Raw genomic sequence first — 19966 nt, 5'->3', positions numbered from 1 at the left:
ATTGGCCAAAAATAGACTTTCCTAGAGCCTCAGCGGCAACTCCAGCGAAACTGATAACGCTCGCTAAGTGAGTGTTTATCACACTCAGTGAAAAACCGCGCTATGCATCCATTGTCTCGGCAAGGTTTCCTTCCAGGCTGCTACATGGCGGGTGCGCAGCCCCTTGGCGTAGAGCAACAGGTACGACATATCCTGCGCCTTGAGTGCGCTTTCCTGCATCTGATTGCCGTTCTGCACCAGCAGGAACCGCACGCCGGTCCGCCTTAGCTCTTCCCTGAATTCCGCTATCTCAGTGCCGATGCCATACTCGGCAAAGGCAAGGAAGGCCCGGCACTCCATGGTCCATTGCTCGTTGTGTCGTGAGCTCTCATAGCAAGCCCAGCCCATCTCGTGCCCCTTGGCGATGGCCCCATGATAAGTATCACTGCCGTACGCCGGTGCAGAAATCAGTGTTGCCAACGCGAGTACGATCAGGGCAAGGGCACTTTTGCCGCGGAGTTGCATGGCGGTGTCCTTTAAGGCGATCAATTAGATTGTCATCGGCAAGCAAAGGTGGAACTTGAGTAAAAAGTACCTACGTTGCAGCACAATGCGCCGAAAAATGTCGTTTCGTTGCACGCTGCCTGCGCATTTCCTGCCTAGGCTGAAAGAAAGCTGGCTACAGGAGGATTGGTCGATGGCGCATATCAAACAAACCCTGCTCTTGAGCGCTACGGTGTTTGGGTTGACCCTAGGCAGTGCTGGGCTGCAGGCTCAGCCGCCCGAGAATCGAGGCCAGGGCCAAGGTCAGCATCCACAAGCCGGCAACCAAGGAAAAGGGCAGGGGCAGGGCGCATCCCAGGCTCAGCCCGGCCGTGCCCAGGCACGCGAACCCGAGCGTTCTGATCGGGGAAATGATGACTGGCGTCGCGATGGCCGATCGGAAAGGCGCGACATCTCTCATGGCCCGCGCATTGACGAGCGCGAGATCCGTCGCTTGCTGATCGATCGCCGTGACTGGATCGAGATCGACCGTAGCCGTGAAAGCCTGCCGCCCGGCATTCGCATGAACCTGGAGCGGGGAAAGCCGCTGCCTCCGGGTATCGCTAAGCAGTTGGATGATCGGATTCTGCGCGACCTGCCGCGCTACGACGGCTACGAATGGCGCCGCGTCGGCCCCGACGTCGTTCTCGTCGATGCAGCCAATGCCATCATCTACGAGATTTTGCGCGACATTTTCTATTGAACCTGAGGCCAGGGGAGTAGAGGGCAGCGCTTGCGCTTGGGCGATTCCTTGCTGCCACGCCTGAATGCCCGAGGACTGGGGCCGCAAGCCATGGCCTCGCTGCAGCGCCACGGTGGCTGGGGCGTCGCGCGCCCCGTATCCACTCCCGAGCCGCGACCCTTCACCCCGCCACCCGTACCGGAAACGCCTCCCGCTCATCCGCGCACCCTGCAGATCGGCGTATTCTTCGATGGCACCGGCAACAACATGCACAGCGATCGCCACCTGCCCGATCGGGACATCACCAACGTGGCGAAGCTGTTTGACTTGTACTCGGACGACCCGGACAAAGGTGACTATCGAATCTATATCCGAGGCGTGGGGACCATTACCGGCCGGGAAAGTGAGGATGGATTCGTGGTCTCCGAAGATCTCGTCGGGCTGGGTGCTGGCGTGGGGAGGGAGGATGGAAGTGTGATTCCTTCACCTTGGTAAGGGGGTAGGCGAGTGGTCGGCTATTGTGCTTGTTTTGCCGTGCGGAAGCGTAGGCAGTCAAGAGGTGAGTTCGAGATCTTCGTGCTTGAAATCGCCCAGTGTGGCCAGGCCATGCCAGTTCTTGATCAGAATCTGCTTGTTGTCGCAGTTCTCGATCAGCCCCTTACGCTTGATCTTGCCCATCGAGCGGCTTACGTGAACACTGGAGAGTCCAAGTGCGCTGGATATTTCCGATTGCGTAAGCGGGAAGAAATATCGCCCCCGATATGTCAGCCCGGCAGCGTGGGAGCGGGCATAGCACTCGCACAGTAAATTGGCGATGCGCTTTTCGGCACTGCGTGCCGAAACATTGATGATCCAGTTCAAGGCCACACTGTGGCTGACATGGCCTGACGCCCGGAACAGGCGAAGAATCCTGGGGCGCTCGAACAGCCGCTCGGCGCTTTCCGAATCGATGGTAGTGAAGCGAAGCGGTGTAATGGCCTTGATGGAAAATTCAAGCCTGCTATATAGGCCCTGGCCGTTGTCGCTGATATCGCCAGGCAGCAGCAGCGAAGTGATGGGCTCGCTGCCGTCGCGCAGCATCTTGTAGCGGCAGGCCCAGCCCGTCTCGATGAGGTGCAGGCATTCAAGCGTCTCGCCTTCGCGGGCCAGGTGGCTTCCTTTCTTTACCTCGCGCACAGGGCCCGTGTAGCTGTCGAATAGTCGTTTGTCCTCGGCACATAGATCATTGCGTGCTTTGAAATTATGGAACAAATACATGTCATCCTTTTCGTCGTGTTTCCCGATCATATCCAAGATCGTGTCCTAAGAAAGTGTAACAAAGGATTCGTACAATACAATTCACTCAATTAGCAGTAATGGATTTTACTTTTATAACAAAAGGTTATGCTGAACCCTGCGCATCGATGCTACGCCTAGCTGCCGCTAGGGAGTGGGAGCATCCTGTACTCCAGCTGGCGGTGCTCAGCTCGGCCGAAGGCGACGGAGGGAAGGCTGTTCCAACCAGTGGTGGTTTGCCTCGTTATGTGCGCCTTTGGTTGAATGATGCCTGGGGAAAGCGATATCGAGTTGCCATGGAGCATAACTTGTATGATTGACAGACTACGTACGTTTCAGTTTAGGTGCGTGCGGTAACGCAACCTGCCGTTTATCCACCGTACAATAGAGGCTTTCCTATTTGACGCTGCCGATGTGAGTCGACTAAAACTTAGAGTGAAAGTATTGTCATTTGGTGCGACTTGTTGTATTTATAGGCGGCATCCCAAAACATTCTCCCAATTTGCAAGGACCGTACACATGTCTCTTCTCAGCGAATTCATGCAGAAGGAGCAACAGCTCAAGCAGCTTCAGGCGGAAATGGAGCGACTGCAGAACGACGATCGCCTGAAAGCCGAACTGGAATTCAAGGACAAGCTTGAAGCGTTGATGCGCCAGTTCAACAAGAGCTCTGCCGATGTAATCAGCCTGCTCGAGCCGCAGGGCGGCAAGTCTGCACCGGCCAAGGCGGCAGCTTCTTCCAGCACCGGGCGTCGCAAGCGCAAGCTGAAGATCTACAAGAACCCGAAGACCGGCGAAGTGGTGGAAACCCGCGGCGGCAACCAGAAAACGCTCAAGGCGTGGAAAGACGAATTCGGCTCCGACACAGTGGAAGGCTGGCTGGTTCGCGTCGAGTCCTGAGTTTAGCGGTTGAGTTCGAGCGTTGAGCTTCAAGTTCACGCTTCGCTAGAGAGGGCTCGCGCTAATGGTGCGAGCCCTCACGGCATATGGTTCGGCTTCAGGCCTGCTGAACAGGAAGCCTGATCAATATGTTCTTGTCGTTCCATTCCACCTGAACGGCATCGCCGCTGGCGTGAAGTCTATGCTTTGGAAGGCCTTCGCAAACCAGGTACTCGACTACGGCCGGAATCTCTTCCATTGCTTCCAGTCTTACGCAAGCATGCTGTTGAGCGGGAAGTTTCAATAGCCGAAAGGAAGCGGGAATGGCGATTCCCGGAGCCTCGTTCCCATTGACGAGCGGGCCGACATCGATACGCTCCACATCGCTGGGCAGCGGAATGTTATGCATCAAGGCAATGGTGCGCCCCTGCCGCAAGCGGTCAGGAAGGCTCTCCACCCCTTTGGCATGGTGGGTCCACTGCCGAAGGGTCTCGAGAGGATGGCTGCGCTCCTTGCGGTACAGGCGTGTTACCAGGGCTTGGCGTGAAGGTGCCTTGCATATTTCGAATTCGGGTGGGCTACCGCCATACCCCTGGCAGTAAGGGTTGTGATGAAGTTGCACGCGCAGTGCCTGGCGGTATTGGCGTGGCGTTTGATTGTGGTATCGTTGGAAGGCGCGGCTGAAAGCGGAATGATTCTGATAACCACACTGGGTCGCGATATTCTGGATAGAGTAAGGCGTGAACGCCAATAGGCGTGCCGCTTTCTCCAATCGCAGGGCATCGCGATAAGCGCTAGGGGAGAGGCCGAAGCACTGCTTGAACCTGCGCCGCACCTGTGAGGCTGAATAACCGAGTCGGCTGGCGAGGTCTTCTATTCCCTGCTGGCTATCCAAATGGTCTTGCAGCCAGATCTCTGCCCGCATCATCTCGTTAAGCATAACTGTCCCTTGCTTGATCTCGCAGCAAAGTGAAGGTTGCTGCATCCATATCAACGCTGGTGCCCTCAATGGCGCCTGGGCAATGCCTGATAGGCATATCGCCCGCGGTTTTTATGGTTTTTCTGCATCTCTTTATGCGCTTTCGTGAGAGGCAAAGGCAAGTTTGGTTAGCGAGTTTGACCGTTTGTGCATAATTGTTGCTGTGAACGATACAACGCTCCTGATTCGTGAGCCCATGTGTCCTTCAGGGTAGCGTACTGGTCAGCCTTCGCTACTACATGGTTTGGCGGTATACTCGGGCCGGTCACCACCGAGTGCCGCCGAGGAGGCGCAGCCATCTATGCTAGGCTCCTCAGGTACTTGAGTAATTACGGATAAACATGAGAAACCAGAAACCCAACCGTTCCATGGACGAGCGCGAGAAATTGCGCAAGTTTCGTGAGCTTGACGATGCCTTTGCACAGGCGTTGCGCGAGCTGGAAAAGCCCGAATCCCGTCTCGACATCCCCACCGGCCCGCCGGTGCGCAGCCTGGCGGAGCGGGATGCGGAAGAGCAGCAGCAGCGCCAGCAGGCGTTCGAAACGCAGCTCAAGTCGCTGATGAAGGAATACGCCCAGCCCAGGGAGAGCGTGGCCATCCTGCTGCGCACCCTGCAAACGCTCGGCCACATCGCCTGATTCGCCAATGACCTATTTCCTGGTGATGGGCAGCCTGGTGCTGTCTGTCCTGTTCACGCTCGGCTGGGCGCTTTCGCGCCTATTGCGCTGGATGGCCGGTGGCCTGCCGAGCGGCGGCAAGGCCAAGCGAAAGCCCGCCAGGCGCAGCGGTGCTACTCGCCAAGCCAGCGCGGCCAAGGTGCGCAGCTCCAGTGCCGGCACCAGGGGCAAGGCCAAAGCGGGTGCCAAGCCGCAAGGCGAACCCTGGCGCATCACCCGGCTTCTTGCCGAATGGCACTCTAGCACCGCGCTGGCACTGGTAGCGGCGCCGACCTACCTCGTGGCTCGCCTTGCCGAGCATGGCATTGGCTTTCGTCCCCCGCATACCGTGCCCAGCGGCTTCACTGCCCTGGTGGCCGGCCTTGGCTGGCTTGCCGCCGGCTTGATCCTGCTCGCCCTCCTGCATCGGCTGGCCGTATGGCGTTGCCGTTGAGTCAACGTTGCTGAGTCCATTTATCAACCATTTTCGCGGTTTGCTGTCATATTTTCGTAAAACACGAACAACTTACTGAACGCTCAGCATTATTCGGCTTTACTCAGCGGTAGAGCATCGTGCCCGAGTCCCGTAGAATTGCGTCATTCCAATAACGATATCCGGCAGGGGGTCGGAAGCGCAGCTTCCCATGCTGTGCTTCCAGAAGAGTCGAGCGCCAGCTCGGCGGCGGACCGTGAGTAATGGCGCCCAGGGCTGAGTCCTGCCCTGAGGTTTCACGTGTGCATTTTCGCAACGTTCCGTTCCCGTTCTGGTATCGCGCTGCATCAGGGCCAGGGAACCGCCCGGAACAATCCCCGGGCGGTAGCGTGCCCGAACGGTGGCGGCTCGCCCAAGCCACTGAAGGCAGCTTTGTTCCATGCGAGTGCGAGAACCAACGGTTGAGAGCAGCCTTGAACATTTCCCACCATGGCGGTGGCGCCGGCGTGACCGGTAGCTGCCATCGTTTGCAGATCGCACCGGATCGGGCCCTGCTCATCGACTGCGGTATCTTCCAGGGGCAGGACGCCGAACACCTCGACAGCCTCGAACAGCACCAGGTGCGCTTCACGGTGGAAGACGTGCTGGCACTGGTGGTCACCCACGTGCACATCGACCACATCGGCCGGCTGCCCTACCTGCTGGCAGCGGGCTACAAGGGGCCGATTCTCTGCTCGGTGCCCTCGGCCCGGCTACTGCCGTTGGTCATAGAAGATGCCCTGAAGATCGGCTTCACCCGCGACCGTGCGCTGATCGAACGTTTTCTGGCCGAAGTGCAGGGGCGGCTGGTAGCGCTGGACTACAAGAGCTGGCACACCGTGCTAGACGACGATCGCCACCGCATTCGCGTCAAGCTGCAGCGCGCCGGGCACATCCTCGGCTCCGCTTATGTGGAAGTGGATACCCAGGACAAAACCAGCGGCCAGCTCCAGGGAAAGGGCCGGCGCACCGTTTTCTCCGGCGACCTGGGCGCACCCTACGCGCCGCTGCTGCCTGCGCCCAAGCCGCCTTTTCGCGCCGATGTACTGGTGCTGGAAAGTACCTACGGCGATCGCGTACACGAAGACCGGCGCCACCGCCGCGAGCGGCTCAAGGGCGCCATCGACAGGGCACTCGAGAACGGCGGCACCGTTATAATTCCCGCCTTCAGCGTAGGTCGCACCCAGGAACTGCTCTACGAGCTGGAGGGGTTGATTCACAACGCACGCAGCGAACGCTGGCGCGAACTCGAAATCATCGTCGACTCACCCCTCGCCGCACGCTTCACCGAGGTGTACCGCGAACTCAAGCCCTGGTGGGACGCCGAAGCCCACAAGATGCTGCGCAGCGGCCGCCACCCGCTCAGCTTCGAGAACCTTTATACCGTGGATGGCCACGAGGCCCACGAGCGTACTGTCGAGTACCTGAGTAAGACCGGCAGGCCCGCGGTGGTGATCGCCGCCAGTGGCATGGCCAGCGGGGGCAGGGTAGTCAACTACCTCAAGCGCATGCTCGGTGACGAACGCCACTGCGTACTGTTTACGGGCTACCAGGCCCACGGCACACCCGGGCGGGACATCCAGCGACACGGCCCCAACGGCGGCTGGGTAATGTTGGATGGCCAGCGAATCGACATTCGTGCACGTATCGAAACCGTGAGCGGCTACTCCGCCCACGCCGACCAGCACGACCTGCTCAATTTCGTTCGCCGCATGCGCCACCCGCCGCAGGAAGTGCGTCTGGTACACGGTGACTACCACGCCCAGGCAGTGCTCAAGGCCAAGCTGCTGGAGTGGGCCGAAGGGGCAGGGCATTCGCTTCAGGTAACGCTGGGTACGGATTTCTCAACTAGAGAGACTACCCGCCATGAGACTGCTCAAATATCGGCATGAGCATATTCATGTCAGCGGCGTAGTGCGGTGAATTCGATATCAGCTATATCTTCTTGAAAGAGCATTAATCAAAGGGACGGCAATGAACGTTACCGTATTCGGAACCGGCTATGTGGGCTTGGTGACAGGCGCATGCCTCGCCGATGTTGGGCACGATGTCATGTGCATGGATGTCGATGCAGACAAGATCGCGCGGCTGGAGCAAGGGGAGATCCCGATCTACGAGCCTGGGCTCGAAGCCATGGTCAAGCAGAACATGGCGGCCGGCCGGTTGCATTTCACTACCGAGGCCGCCAAGGCGGTGGCTTTCGGCAAACTACAGTTCATCGCCGTTGGTACACCCCCGGATGAAGATGGCAGCGCCGATCTCCAATATGTAATCGCCGTCGCCGATACCATTGGCGAGCATATGAACGACTACAAGGTGATCATCAACAAGTCCACCGTACCCGTGGGTACCGCCGACAGGGTGCGTGCGGCGGTGAGAAGCGCCTTGGAGGCGCGTGATGAACAAGTTGACTTCGACGTCTGCTCCAACCCTGAGTTTTTGAAAGAAGGCGCGGCCATCGAAGATTTCGCCCATGGTGCACGTATAGTGGTGGGAACCGATTCCGACCGAGTGAAGGCGCTGATGCGCGAATGCTACGCCCCCTACAACCGGCTGCGCGACAAACTGATGTTCATGGATGTGCGTGCTGCCGAGCTGACCAAGTATGCCGCCAACGCCATGCTGGCGACCAAGATCAGCTTCATGAATGAAATTGCCAACCTTGCCGAAAAGTTGGGTGCGGACGTGGAACAAGTACGCCATGGTATCGGCTCGGACCCGCGCATTGGCTACCATTTCATCTACCCAGGCTGCGGCTACGGCGGTTCCTGCTTTCCCAAGGACGTACAAGCTCTGGCCCGCACTGCAGCTCAGGCAGGTTACGAGCCCGAGCTGCTCAATGCGGTTGAAGCGGTCAATCGGCGGCAAAAGCAAACCTTGTTCACCAAGCTCATGCAGGCCTTCGATAACGACCTGCAGGGCAAAACCATTGCCCTTTGGGGGCTGGCATTCAAACCCGACACCGACGACATGCGCGATGCGCCCAGCCGCATGCTCATGGAAGCCCTATGGGAAGCCGGTGCCAGGGTACAGGCCTACGACCCGCAAGCGATGCGCGAGTGTCGGCGCATCTATGGCGACCGCGACGACCTGGTGCTGGTGGCAGACCGTATTCAGGCCGTAAAAGGGGCAGACGCTCTGGCGATCTGTACGGAATGGAAAGATTTCCGCGCCGTGGATCTTGATTGGCTGAAACAGCAACTGGCCACCCCCGTCGTGGTGGATGGCCGTAATCTGTTCGACCCAGCGCGAGTGAAGGAAGCAGGGCTGCTCTACTATGCGGTGGGTAGGGGGGATTCGCTGCAGTGATCGGACAACATTCACTTATACGACACATATTGTAGGACAAATTGGCAATGAAATTTGATGCCGATTGATGCATTAGCCACATTGAGTGTCGTTGGGTTGGTACTGGCATTGCTGGTTCTTACCAGAATTGCTGCCGATGTCATTCTCATGGCCTCATTAGCCACTCTGGTCGTTTCAGAAATCCAGGTTGTTTGCCGAAGCCGGTATCATCGTGATCACCACGTTCATTTCGCCATTCCGCAGCGACCGTGATGCCGCCCGGGCGTTGTTCAGCGAGGGCGACTTCATCAAGGTGCACGTCGACACCCCGCTGGATGTTTGCGAGCAGCGCGACCCCAAGGGGTTCTACCAGAAGGCATGTGAAGGCAAGATCAAGGACTTCACCGGCATCAACAGCCCCTACGAAGTGCCAACGGCAGCCGAGATCACCGTCAATACCGACGAACTGAGACAGCAGGAGATCGTCGGGCTGCTACTGAAGCAGCTCTGATCCAGCTCTTGCCTCGCCAATTTCTTCTCAACGAAAGTTATTCTTCCCTATGCCTATCAAGACCCTCTGCGTATTCGGTACGCGCCCTGAAGCCATCAAAATGGCACCTCTTGCTCTTTCTCTCGCCGCCGACGAGCGCTTCGATGCCAAGGTGTGCGTAACCGGTCAGCACCGCGAGATGCTCGACCAAGTACTCGAATTATTCGAGCTGGTGCCCGACCACGACCTGAACATCATGAAGCCTGGTCAGGATCTCACCGATGTAACTACGGCCATCTTGCAAGGCATGAAAGCAGTACTAGCCGAAGAGAAGCCCGATATTGTATTGGTGCATGGAGACACCTCCACCACGCTTTCCGCCACGCTGGCTTCCTATTACCAGCAGATTCCGGTGGGTCACGTGGAAGCAGGGCTACGCACGGGCAATATCTACTCGCCGTGGCCGGAAGAAGCCAACCGCAAGCTGACCGGGGCGCTGGCGGAACTACACTTCGCTCCCACCGATCGCTCGCGGCAGAACTTGCTCGAGGAAGGTGTGGCTCCCTCCAAGGTATTTGTGACCGGCAACACGGTGATCGACGCATTGCTCGACGTGGTGCAAAAGCTGGATGCCAGCACTGTATTCCAGCAGCAGTTTGCCGAACAGTTCAATTTCCTGAAAGCCGAGCGCAAACTGATCCTGGTAACCGGCCACCGCCGCGAGAGTTTCGGTGGCGGCTTTGAGCGTATCTGCCAAGCCCTGCACGACATTGCGGCACGCCATCCCGATACCCAGATCGTCTACCCGGTTCACCTCAACCCCAACGTACGTGAACCGGTCAACCGGCTGCTTTCGGACATCGACAATGTGCACCTGATCGAGCCGCTGGACTACCTACCGTTCGTCTACCTGATGAACCGGGCCCACCTGATCCTGACCGACTCAGGCGGGGTGCAGGAAGAAGCGCCCTCGCTTGGCAAGCCGGTACTCGTCATGCGCGACACCACGGAGCGGCCGGAAGCCGTGGATGCCGGTACCGTCAAGCTGGTGGGCACCGATGTGGAGCGTATCGTCAGCGAACTGCATACCCTGCTGACCGATACCGCTGCCTACGATGAGATGAGTTATGCCCACAACCCCTATGGGGACGGCAAGGCATGTCGACGTATACGGGATGCCCTGGCTACGCATCTAGAATAACGCCAGCACTCGTTACCTCTCCGATTCTTCGTTTCGTTCTGCTTTGGATAGAACCATGAACTTCAACACGATCTCCGTTATTGGCCTGGGCTACATTGGCCTGCCGACCGCCGCCGTCATCGCTTCCCGCCGCAAGCAAGTTATTGGCGTTGATATCAACCAGCATGCCGTAGATACCATCAACCGTGGCGATATTCATATCGTTGAGCCGGAACTGGATATCATCGTTCATGCTGCGGTGAAGGAAGGTTACCTACGTGCCACTACCGAGCCTGAGCCGGCGGATGCCTTCCTGATTGCAGTGCCGACACCTTTCAAAGCCGAGAATGGCAATGATCATGTGCCAGACTTGAGCTACATCGAAGCGGCTAGCAGGACCATCGCCCCGGTGCTGAAAAAGGGCGATCTTGTCATACTGGAATCCACCTCGCCGGTTGGAGCCACAGAGCAGATGGCGGCCTGGCTGGCGGAAGCCAGGCCGGATCTCACCTTCCCGCAAACCCATGGGGATGATTCCAACATTCGTGTAGCACATTGCCCGGAGCGTGTACTTCCAGGTCATGTGGTACGTGAGCTGGTCGAGAATGACCGCGTAATCGGCGGCATGACGGCGAAGTGCTCGGAAGCGGCGACGGCGCTTTACAAAATCTTCGTGGAAGGGGAGTGCATTACCACTACGGCCCGCACGGCCGAAATGGCAAAGCTCACCGAGAACAGCTTCCGCGATGTGAACATCGCGTTTGCAAACGAACTTTCTATCATCTGCGACAAAATCGACATCAGCGTATGGGAGCTCATTCGCCTGGCCAACCGGCACCCACGGGTTAATATTTTACAGCCTGGGCCGGGAGTAGGTGGGCACTGCATCGCCGTGGACCCATGGTTTATCGTTAGCGAAACGCCGGAAGAGGCAAGATTAATTCGTACCGCGCGGGAAGTGAACGATGGCAAGCCACAGTGGGTAATCGACAAGGTCAAAGAAGTTGTGGGAAAGATCTTGGTAGAAAGTCCAAACAGAACAGAAAATGACATAACAGTCGCTTGCTTCGGTTTAGCTTTCAAAGCAGATATTGATGATCTTCGTGAGAGTCCTGCTCTTAAAATTGCCACTATTATCAAAAAGCTGCATCCTGGCAAGGTCTTATTGGTAGAGCCAAACATTGGAAGGGAAGATTCTGATTACAATTTAACAGATATGTATGAAGCCATCTCGCAAGCAGACGTTGTGATTGTACTAGTTGATCACAAACAATTTAAAGAAGAAAAAACAAGAAAAATGATGAAAAATGTAAGCTATGTGATAGATACGCGAGGAATGTTGGAGGGCTAGGTTTAATTAAATTTTGTTTTGAGTACTGATTTGAGGCGAATAAATTAAAGAGATGGTTGGCGTTAATATAAAATATTGTCAATATATTAATATATAAAAAGCTTGGGAGATAAAAATGGCAATTAGGAAAATTGCAGTTTTTTACGGGCACTCAGCGAGTAATATTGGTGACCTGGCAATTAATCTTGGGCAGCTGGCTATATTCGAAGAGTGTTTCCCTGATGCACAGATCCATGTTGTCTTTCTTAATGCTAGTAGTAGTCAGTTCCTTGCAGAATCAAAAGATTCCTTTGTTAGCAAGAAGCCTGTTATTTTTTCCCATCTCGAGACTGCAGATTATGAATTAGTTTCTAAAATCTTAGAAAGTCCTAGATTTCTTTTTTCTCATCTTAACATAGAAGATGTTGATGCTGTATGGGTTAGTTCCGGCGAACATTTATTTGAGTATAGAAGTCTAGAAAATAGCCATTCAATTTTCTGGAGGACTTACCCATTATTTGCTGCAAAAGCTTTGAATAAATTTGCTGGTATCCTTCCGTCAACGTATGGTCCTTACGAAGATGAAGGGACAAAGAATTTTATCAAAATGCTCTTGCAATACATAGATTTTGTAGGCGTTAGAGAGTCTGCCTCGCAAGAGTTAGTAAAAAACGAGCTGGGTTGTGAATTTCCAATTTTGGCTTTAGATCCTGCATTTTTCATCGACACACTACCGTATCAATCCAATGAAAAAACAAATAACGTAAGTATCATTATGCGCTCAGAGGGCTGGGGGATACGACTCAGTAAGCAGGAGCGGACAGCGACAACACAATCCTTTCGAAAATTAAGCTATAAAAATAGCAAATCGTATGAAATTTCTGTCAATCTAATCCAAAAGCTTGCAGGAGATTTTAATAAAACAATTACTTTATTTGTCCAGACAAGTGCAGACAAAGAACTTTCTGAAGCAATAATAAACAACTTCAAAGGGACAAGCATACATGGACAAATAAAAATTGTGAGACCTGAGTCAGTGCAGGATTATCTAGCCCTCTTGTCTCAAACAGATCATATTATAACCTCTCGATTTCATGCGGCTATTCTCGGTTTTATTCTTAAGAAGAAAGTGGACGCGGTTTACTTTGAGAGTCATGGGCACAAAATGCCTGGCTTGTTTGATTTCTTAGGGGTTTCCAGTTGCTGCTATAATCTTTCGCAAAATTCTTCAGAATACATCTCCGCTAAAATCATCGAGAACCTTAAAACTGAATTTGATGTTAATGACACTTTTGAAAAAATAAACAAGCTAAAGAAAAACTTAATAGACCGTATTTCCAGGCTTGACAAGACAGAAAAGTTTGATTTCCATGGAAGTCATGTTGACAAAATCTATGAGTTACAAAAATATTATTTCATAAAGTCTATTTCTTTGGTCGGAGAAAATAAAGATAAAGAAATAGAGATAAAAGAGAAAAAATATGAAAAAAAGTTAACTTTGAATAATAAGACTTTATTGAAGTTAAAAGCTGAGAATTTTAAAATTAAGTATAAGTTGGAAAAAGAAAACGAAGAGAATAAAGCTTTAAAGGCGCGTCTACGATCTGAAAAAGCAAAGTTTGAAAAATTAGCCAATAGTACGGCTTATAAAGTATCAAAACAACTGGCTGAAAACTACAAAAGGCCGATGCATTGGCCTAAGATAGCAATTAAAATATTGAAAGTATTAGTTCAACGAAACAATAAAAATAAAAAAAGAGAATCGGAAGCGAGCTACAAAGATATAAGCGTTGGAGCAAATTCCTATGCTGCTGGCAATGGTAAACCAGGCATGCACCCCTTAATGCTAGAGCGAGATTTGCTTAAGTTGGTTGTGGACGAGAAGTGCAATAAAGGTAATGCAAGAAATATTAAGAAAATTTGTTATGTTCTTCATAACTCGCTCCCTTACGCGTCGGGCGGTTATGCTACAAGAGCACATGGCGTAGCGACTGGTTTAGTAAACAATGGCTTTGAAGTTGTCTGTTTGACAAGGCCAGGCTTTCCACTGGATGTGCAGAAAGATGTTGAGCCTGATGAAGTAAAAACGCATGTTATCGATGGTGTTACCTATCAGAGAATTAGTTTTCCACTCCGGAAAGGCGTTCCCTCATACAAATACATGAGTTCAATTATCTCGCCGTTGGAAGAAAAAATAAAAGAAATCAATCCGGACTTGGTAATTGCCGCCTCTTTTTACTTAACCTCCTTGCCTTCATTGATTGTTTCAAGAAAATTAAACATTCCTTTTGTTTATGAAATAAGAGGGCTGGCAGAGATTACTAAAGTTTCGCGCGACCCATCCTATAAAAACACACAGGAATTTGCTAATCAAGTCTATATGGAAGCTGAAACCGCTAATAGAGCTGATTACGTGCTCACCTTGACAGAACCTATGAAAACTGAGATGGTCAATCGTGGTGTTGATCCAGAAAAAATAATTCTACTTCCCAATTCGGCAAACGTATACAGCTTTACGCCGCGCGAGAGGGATTTAGTGCTCGCGGCAGAACTTAAAATACCAGACGATACCCCAGTAATAGGCTATATAGGGACCTTTGTTGATTACGAAGGATTGGACGACCTTGTTTATGCAGCTGGGGTGTTAAAAGAACGCGGATTTAATTTTAGAATATTACTTGTGGGAAGTGAGAACGTAAGTACGCGTGATACCGGCCCAATCACAACGTTAATAAAAAAATATGCAAAGGATACAGGTCTTGATGATTGGCTAATCTTACCTGGGCGTGTACCTCATGAGAAAGTTGAGTCTTTCTATTCGTTGATAGACATCGCTCCATTTCCGAGAAAGCCGTGGCCTGTTTGTGAAATGGTTTCTCCGATGAAACCTTTAGAAGCTTTGGCCATGAAGAAAGCTGTAGTAGTGTCTAGCGTTGCAGCATTGAATGATATGGTAGAGGATGGTGTAACGGGGCTTGTATATAAAAAAGGAGACATAGATAGCTTAGTCAATACTCTTAGTGAGCTCATTACAAACCCACAGCTTCGCAACTCGTTAGGTGAGAATGGCAGAGAGTGGGTAAAATGTCAGCGTGCTTGGGAAATTACAACTAAGGCTGCAATGGAGCCTATTTGTATTTCTAATTTGGCGCTAAAAAACTGAGTCTGTCGCATAATGAGTAATTTTATTAACAGTAATGTGATCGCTTATAATTCACCGCTATCGCATTGGAATGGCACGTTAAAAGATGGGCGCTATGTAATAAAAAGAGGTGGCATAGATTTTGAATTTTTAATACAAAATACTTTGCTACACAGCAACAAAAAAATATTTGTTTTGCTCTCGGGCGCTCGAGATCCAAAGAGTCACCCTATACCTAAATTTGACAGATGGAAATGGGTTGATAAATTTCCAGGAATAATGATCAATGTATCAGATCCAGCATTTTATAAAAAAGAAAATAGTATACGTATAGGTTGGTACACTGGCTCACGTGAGTGCAATTATATAAAAAATATTTCTTATATAATTTCCGAGTTGGCAGCTGGTTTTCAGATTAGTAGTAAAGATATAATATTCTACGGCTCTTCTGCCGGCGGATTTGCCTCTTTAGCTTTAGCCTCTCATGTCCAGGGAGCTACTGCTGTAGCAATCAATCCTCAGATTAACGTTCTTAAATATAATCTCAAGCATGTGGTGAATAATTTTCTTAGCTATGTTTACCAAGTCAAGATAACTGAGTTGACAGATCAAGATATGATCAGGCTCGATGCTTCGCGTATGTTTAGCTTGGCAAAAAGTGCTAAGTGCCTTTATGTTCAAAACGTACTGGATTTCCATCATTATGAAGACCACTACGAATATTTTATTAATTCACTAAGTAAAGAGTCATCTGTAAAGCATTGTTCACGGTTAGAAACTTTGTTGTTTTCCTCAAAAGCCGGACACGGACCAGAGCCTGGTAGTTTGGTGGGCGAAATAATTGAAAAGGCTTTGTCGCTATCAAATAAGTGACGTCAAATGCTGGCATGAGAAATTCTCAGTTGATTAAAATTTTAAACGCTTAATATCCATTTATTAATTATAGGATAATGTTGTAGTAATGGCGCGTCATTGCTACGTGTTTTAACTCTTTGACCACCAGCCATTCATTTGAGGTGCATGCTCCTTGAATACATTAATTGAGCAGAAGTTAAAGTATATACTAAATAAACAACCAGCTGTAAAAAAAGGGTTGTTAGCTTTATTGAAAGCTTATGAACTTTTTATTAGCCGGCATTATGAAAAAAAATTAAATTCATCAAGCCTTAGTGTTGTTGTTGAGAATATAGAGAGAAATGTCAGGACAGGCAATAACATGCATAAATCAAATTATCTGGCCAAAATTTCTCTGAAGCTCACAGGCGCAGCTTTGCTGGAGCTGAAGAGCGACCTAGCTAAACGATCTATAGATTACGCCACAACAGAAATATCTCTTCTTGCCTATTTTGAAGCGGCTATGGCGCGCAATGATTTATGCGAGGCTTTAGAGGTTTATAGCCGATGCGAGAAAGAGAGAAAGAACAGCAATAGATTTAAAACTTTGCGCAATAAAATCATTAACTCGCCTGTTGGACATTTGACGCTTAAGGATAAAGTGAAAGAGACTGGAGTTTCTGATGTAAAGCTAGATTTGCAGAATAATCGCTTATGCTATATATTGCATAATAGCCTTCCGTATTCAACCGGAGGTTATGCTACCCGAGCACAAGGAGTGGCGGAGGGCTTTAAAAACAATGGTCATGAGGTTATATGTATTACAAGACCGGGCTATCCATTAGATATAGAATCGGACATTGATAAAGGGCATGCTATCCCTCTGTCTGATAGAATAAACGATATCGAGTTTCGTAGAATTCTTGAGCCTAGCAAGAATAAAACAAAATCAACTGAATATATGCTGGAGGCCTCTGAGAAATTGAAGCAGCAGTTTGCGGAAGTAAAACCGGGATTCATCCTTGCGGCTTCCAATTATATGTGTGCATTGCCAGCTTTAATTGCTGCTCGGGATTTAAATATACCTTTTGTATATGAAGTGAGGGGTTTCTGGGAGATAAGTAAAATTTCTAGAGAGCCATCTTATAAAAATACATTAGGGTACAAGGTTCAAGAGGCAATGGAGACTTTTGTTGCCAATTCGTCGGATCTGGTATTTACGCTGACGAATGAAATGAAAAAAGAACTGATAGCACGAGGTGTTGAAGCATATAAAATATATTTACTTCCTAACTGCTGCGACCCCGTAAGATTTTTTCCAAGAAATGCAGGAGGCGAACTCAGAAGTTATTTTGATATTCCCAATGACGTGGCTGTGATAGGTTATATAGGCACCTTTGTGAAATACGAAGGACTCGACGACCTCGCACAAGCATGTGGGATATTAAGCGAAAGAGGGCTTGACTTCAGGCTGTTATTGGTCGGCAGTGAGAATACATCTGGTAGTGGAAAAGGACCAATACTCAATGATATCATCAGTATAGCAACAGCAAAGGGGTTTGTTGGTAAGCTCATAGCTCCAGGGCGAGTTCCTCATGATCAGGTTGAAAAATATTACTCGCTAATAGATATAGCACCCTTTCCAAGGAAGCCGCTGCCAGTTTGTGAAATGGTATCGCCAATGAAGCCTCTTGAAGCTATGGCATCAGGAAAAGCTGTTGTGGTTTCGAGTGTCAGTGCTCTAACTGAAATAGTAATTGATGAAGAAACCGGCCTTGTTTTTGATAAAGGCAATATTGAGGATCTTGCCTTCAAGTTGGAGCGTTTAATAAAAGATGTTGCGCTAAGGAATAGTATTGGTGCAAACAGTCGTTCCTGGGTTTGCAAAGAGAGAGAATGGAAAAAAGTAGTCGCTGAAGCATCCAGTTTAATCGACAAAAAAGTATTAAGTGCAAGGCCAATAAACAATGTTTCTAAATATTGATTTTAAAAAAATGCCGCCATCGCTTGCGGGTATTTTGTGTAGGTTAAAATATAGATTGAAGACAAAAAGAGTTTTTGGTGGGCCCCGCATTGAATTTCCCTTTGAGAGAAGTCGTCCTGTCCCCTCCAATTTAGAAATTAAAAAATTAAAATATAGTAACGAGCAGAATGAAAATTTTGTGCTTTATAGAATTATTGGTAATGACCTTCCTCCACGTCACCGTACTGGCCAGGCTTTAGAAAATCTTAAATTTATTCTGGAACACGAGGTCGATTTTCCGAATTGCGAAAAAAGATTTGTGGTCAACAGAATAGTAAATGCCGAAGTGGAAAATTCAATACTTGAGGTTTTAAATAATTCTGGTTATCAGTATTTGCATATTCCTTTTGAATATGACAAGTATCGAGAAAATGTTTTAGACATAACAGGAGTCCCTGCAGAATTCGCTCCTTATAGTCGTAAATATTCAAGACTGAGCCGGGCAGAAAAAAGTCGCTTGCAGATGCGGCTGCTTCGTTATAAAAATAATTATGTTATGAATAATAACGGCGCGCGAAATACTGCACTTCAAGAAGGTAAAAAACTTGCTAAATGGGTGTTACCCTGGGATGGGAATTGCTTTATAACACCTAATGCTTGGGAGGAAATTGTCAATGATATTATTTCCCACTCTGATAAGTTGTACTTTTTAGTGCCTATGGCTAGGATGACGAGCAATTTCTCTTTACTAGAAGAAAATTTTCGGCCAATAGCAGAAGAAGAGCCTCAACTCATTTTCCGCCATGATAGCGGTGAAGAATTTGATGCTAATTTTTTTTATGGACGTCGTCCAAAAGTAGAGCTTTTCTGGCGGCTAGGGATACCTGGGGCGTGGGACTGTTGGCCAATTGAGCCGTGGGATTTGCCCTGTCCAGAATACAGTAAGGATGCTGGTAAGTATGCCTCTGCAGGATGGGTAGCGAGACTCTTCTCGGGCCAGACGGAGCTAGAAAATAAGGATACGGCATTAATTGATCGTGGCGTGGCAAGGAATAACGCTATTGAATCTTTACTCGTTGAATTAGATAAAGGCGGACTGAGTGAGGGGGAGTTTTTAGAGAGGCTCGTTTTTATAAATTTTTCCGAGCTGAACGATCCTGACAAAGGTTATAAGGGTTTATTGCAGATTCTTCAGGGTGCGGCCGATGCAGCAATGCAAAGGGGACCCTATTCTGTAATTGATAAAAAAACCCTGCCTCCCAGTAAAAATGCGCATGATTACTGGCATCCTTCTCCTTATTTTTGGCCAAACCCAATTACTAGACTGCCTTATATACGAAGGGATGGCAAGCGTGTTCCCGGTACGCGGCTGTACGAGCCGATGAGCGATAACTATGACCGTACTCGGTTACAACGGTTGTTCGATGACACCTTCGTCCTAACCTTGGCGGGTAGCGTGAGCCAGGATGAGCAATATGATGACCATGCAGCAAAGCTCGTTCGTACCTGGTTTCTGAACCCAGAGACTGCGATGGCACCTCATCTCGATTACGCTCAGGTGCGTAAAGGCTGGAACAAGAACCGGGGAAGTAGCTCGGGTATTATCGAGGCTAAGGATTTTTACTACTTTCTCGATGCCGTTAGGTTGCTCGAGCAACGCAGCAAGCTGACGCAGAGCGAATCGAATGCGTTCCGAGAATGGCTTTCGAAGTACCTGCATTGGCTGCGCATCAGCCCGCAGGGAGTGAAGGAGCGCGCAGCGCAGAACAATCATGGCACCTACTACGATCTACAGGTTGGTGCCATTGCCGCGTTTCTCGGAGAGGATACGTTGCTGCGCCATACGCTGAGAGACTGCCGTTTTCGCATCGTGCAGCAGTTTGCTACCGACGGTAGTCAACCCGAGGAGCTGAAGCGTACGACCACAGCACACTACTGTTGTTTCAACCTGCAGGGGTGGGTCCATTTGGCGCAGCTGGCTGAGTCATGCGGCGAGGACCTCTGGAGCTTCGAGGGGCCGCAGGGGCAGAGCATACGTAGAGCAATGGAATGGTTGCTTCCGTACATGGACAAAGAATGGCCTTTCCAGCAGATCGTCGAATTCGACTCAGAGCGCTTCTATCCCATTTATTATTCCTATCTTTCCCGTTATGGGAAGATGAATGGGCTTGAGCATTTGGAAGTTCCCCGCCAGGAAGAGGTGAAGCCGTTGTTCTTCCCTCATGATGGTATTCGACCCTTTTGGCAGCTGAATTGAAGGGTAGGGCATATGTT

At 50.4% G+C, this 19966-nt stretch carries 17 protein-coding genes; 14 read left to right on the top strand and 3 right to left on the bottom strand.

Features of this window, described 5'->3' with window-relative positions:
• Positions 1 to 84 precede the first annotated feature (84 nt).
• Positions 85 to 504: a hypothetical protein gene (locus tag SPH52_RS07865; RefSeq protein WP_411794450.1), complete on the bottom strand. Its 420-nt coding sequence runs from the start codon at positions 502 to 504 to the stop codon at positions 85 to 87.
• A 172-nt stretch (positions 505 to 676) separates the two neighbouring features.
• Between SPH52_RS07865 and SPH52_RS07860 the strand changes: the two genes are divergently transcribed.
• Positions 677 to 1225 carry an anti-virulence regulator CigR family protein gene (locus SPH52_RS07860; RefSeq protein ID WP_411794449.1) on the top strand — a complete coding sequence of 183 codons (549 nt, stop codon included), beginning with the start codon at positions 677 to 679 and terminating at the stop codon, positions 1223 to 1225.
• 36 nt (positions 1226 to 1261) lie between these two features.
• Positions 1262 to 1699, top strand: a complete 438-nt coding sequence (locus tag SPH52_RS07855) for a hypothetical protein (RefSeq protein ID WP_411794448.1) — start codon at positions 1262 to 1264, stop codon at positions 1697 to 1699.
• A gap of 57 nt (positions 1700 to 1756) precedes the next feature.
• On the opposite strand, the gene SPH52_RS07850 is transcribed toward SPH52_RS07855, so the two are convergent.
• Positions 1757 to 2461 carry a Crp/Fnr family transcriptional regulator gene (locus SPH52_RS07850; RefSeq protein ID WP_411794447.1) on the bottom strand — a complete coding sequence of 235 codons (705 nt, stop codon included), beginning with the start codon at positions 2459 to 2461 and terminating at the stop codon, positions 1757 to 1759.
• Between the two features lie 537 nt (positions 2462 to 2998).
• Between SPH52_RS07850 and SPH52_RS07845 the strand changes: the two genes are divergently transcribed.
• Positions 2999 to 3379 (top strand): histone-like nucleoid-structuring protein, MvaT/MvaU family, encoded by a 381-nt coding sequence (locus SPH52_RS07845; RefSeq protein ID WP_411794446.1) that lies wholly within the window; start codon positions 2999 to 3001, stop codon positions 3377 to 3379.
• A 97-nt stretch (positions 3380 to 3476) separates the two neighbouring features.
• Here SPH52_RS07845 and SPH52_RS07840 read toward each other — a convergent pair whose 3' ends face one another.
• The gene (locus tag SPH52_RS07840; RefSeq protein ID WP_411794445.1) at positions 3477 to 4298 is read right to left on the bottom strand and encodes a helix-turn-helix transcriptional regulator; all 822 of its coding nucleotides are present in this window, start codon (positions 4296 to 4298) and stop codon (positions 3477 to 3479) included.
• Between the two features lie 380 nt (positions 4299 to 4678).
• On the opposite strand from SPH52_RS07840, the gene SPH52_RS07835 reads away from it, so the two are divergent.
• The 11 genes from SPH52_RS07835 to SPH52_RS07785 all read left to right on the top strand — a co-directional run bounded on the left by SPH52_RS07835 (position 4679) and on the right by SPH52_RS07785 (position 19949).
• The gene (locus SPH52_RS07835) at positions 4679 to 4975 is read left to right on the top strand and encodes a hypothetical protein (protein ID WP_411794444.1); all 297 of its coding nucleotides are present in this window, start codon (positions 4679 to 4681) and stop codon (positions 4973 to 4975) included.
• A gap of 7 nt (positions 4976 to 4982) precedes the next feature.
• The gene (locus SPH52_RS07830) at positions 4983 to 5447 is read left to right on the top strand and encodes a hypothetical protein (RefSeq protein ID WP_411794443.1); all 465 of its coding nucleotides are present in this window, start codon (positions 4983 to 4985) and stop codon (positions 5445 to 5447) included.
• Positions 5448 to 5899: 452 nt separating this feature from the next.
• A complete protein-coding gene (locus tag SPH52_RS07825; protein WP_411794442.1) occupies positions 5900 to 7357 on the top strand; it encodes an MBL fold metallo-hydrolase RNA specificity domain-containing protein in 1458 nt (485 codons plus the stop codon).
• A gap of 82 nt (positions 7358 to 7439) precedes the next feature.
• A complete protein-coding gene (locus SPH52_RS07820; protein WP_411794441.1) occupies positions 7440 to 8774 on the top strand; it encodes a UDP-glucose dehydrogenase family protein in 1335 nt (444 codons plus the stop codon).
• 187 nt (positions 8775 to 8961) lie between these two features.
• Positions 8962 to 9264 carry an adenylyl-sulfate kinase gene (locus tag SPH52_RS07815; protein WP_411794440.1) on the top strand — a complete coding sequence of 101 codons (303 nt, stop codon included), beginning with the start codon at positions 8962 to 8964 and terminating at the stop codon, positions 9262 to 9264.
• A gap of 100 nt (positions 9265 to 9364) precedes the next feature.
• Complete coding sequence (gene wecB, locus SPH52_RS07810) at positions 9365 to 10444, top strand: non-hydrolyzing UDP-N-acetylglucosamine 2-epimerase (protein ID WP_411794439.1); 1080 nt, start codon at positions 9365 to 9367, stop codon at positions 10442 to 10444.
• A gap of 55 nt (positions 10445 to 10499) precedes the next feature.
• Positions 10500 to 11774: a UDP-N-acetyl-D-mannosamine dehydrogenase gene (wecC, locus tag SPH52_RS07805; protein WP_411794438.1), complete on the top strand. Its 1275-nt coding sequence runs from the start codon at positions 10500 to 10502 to the stop codon at positions 11772 to 11774.
• A 115-nt stretch (positions 11775 to 11889) separates the two neighbouring features.
• Positions 11890 to 14916 carry a polysaccharide pyruvyl transferase family protein gene (locus SPH52_RS07800; protein WP_411794437.1) on the top strand — a complete coding sequence of 1009 codons (3027 nt, stop codon included), beginning with the start codon at positions 11890 to 11892 and terminating at the stop codon, positions 14914 to 14916.
• A gap of 12 nt (positions 14917 to 14928) precedes the next feature.
• A complete protein-coding gene (locus SPH52_RS07795) occupies positions 14929 to 15768 on the top strand; it encodes a hypothetical protein (protein WP_411794436.1) in 840 nt (279 codons plus the stop codon).
• Positions 15769 to 15922: 154 nt separating this feature from the next.
• Positions 15923 to 17713 (top strand): glycosyltransferase family 4 protein, encoded by a 1791-nt coding sequence (locus SPH52_RS07790; RefSeq protein ID WP_411794435.1) that lies wholly within the window; start codon positions 15923 to 15925, stop codon positions 17711 to 17713.
• A complete protein-coding gene (locus tag SPH52_RS07785) occupies positions 17697 to 19949 on the top strand; it encodes an alginate lyase family protein (protein ID WP_411794434.1) in 2253 nt (750 codons plus the stop codon). The genes SPH52_RS07790 and SPH52_RS07785 overlap by 17 nt, the downstream gene beginning before the upstream one ends.
• Positions 19950 to 19966: the final 17 nt, after the last annotated feature.

The sequence above is a fragment of the Halomonas sp. A29 genome, assembly GCF_046723295.1.
GTDB lineage: Bacteria > Pseudomonadota > Gammaproteobacteria > Pseudomonadales > Halomonadaceae > Halomonas.
Note: the sequence above shows the minus strand (reverse complement) of the source record. Positions and strands in the feature narration are given on the sequence as shown.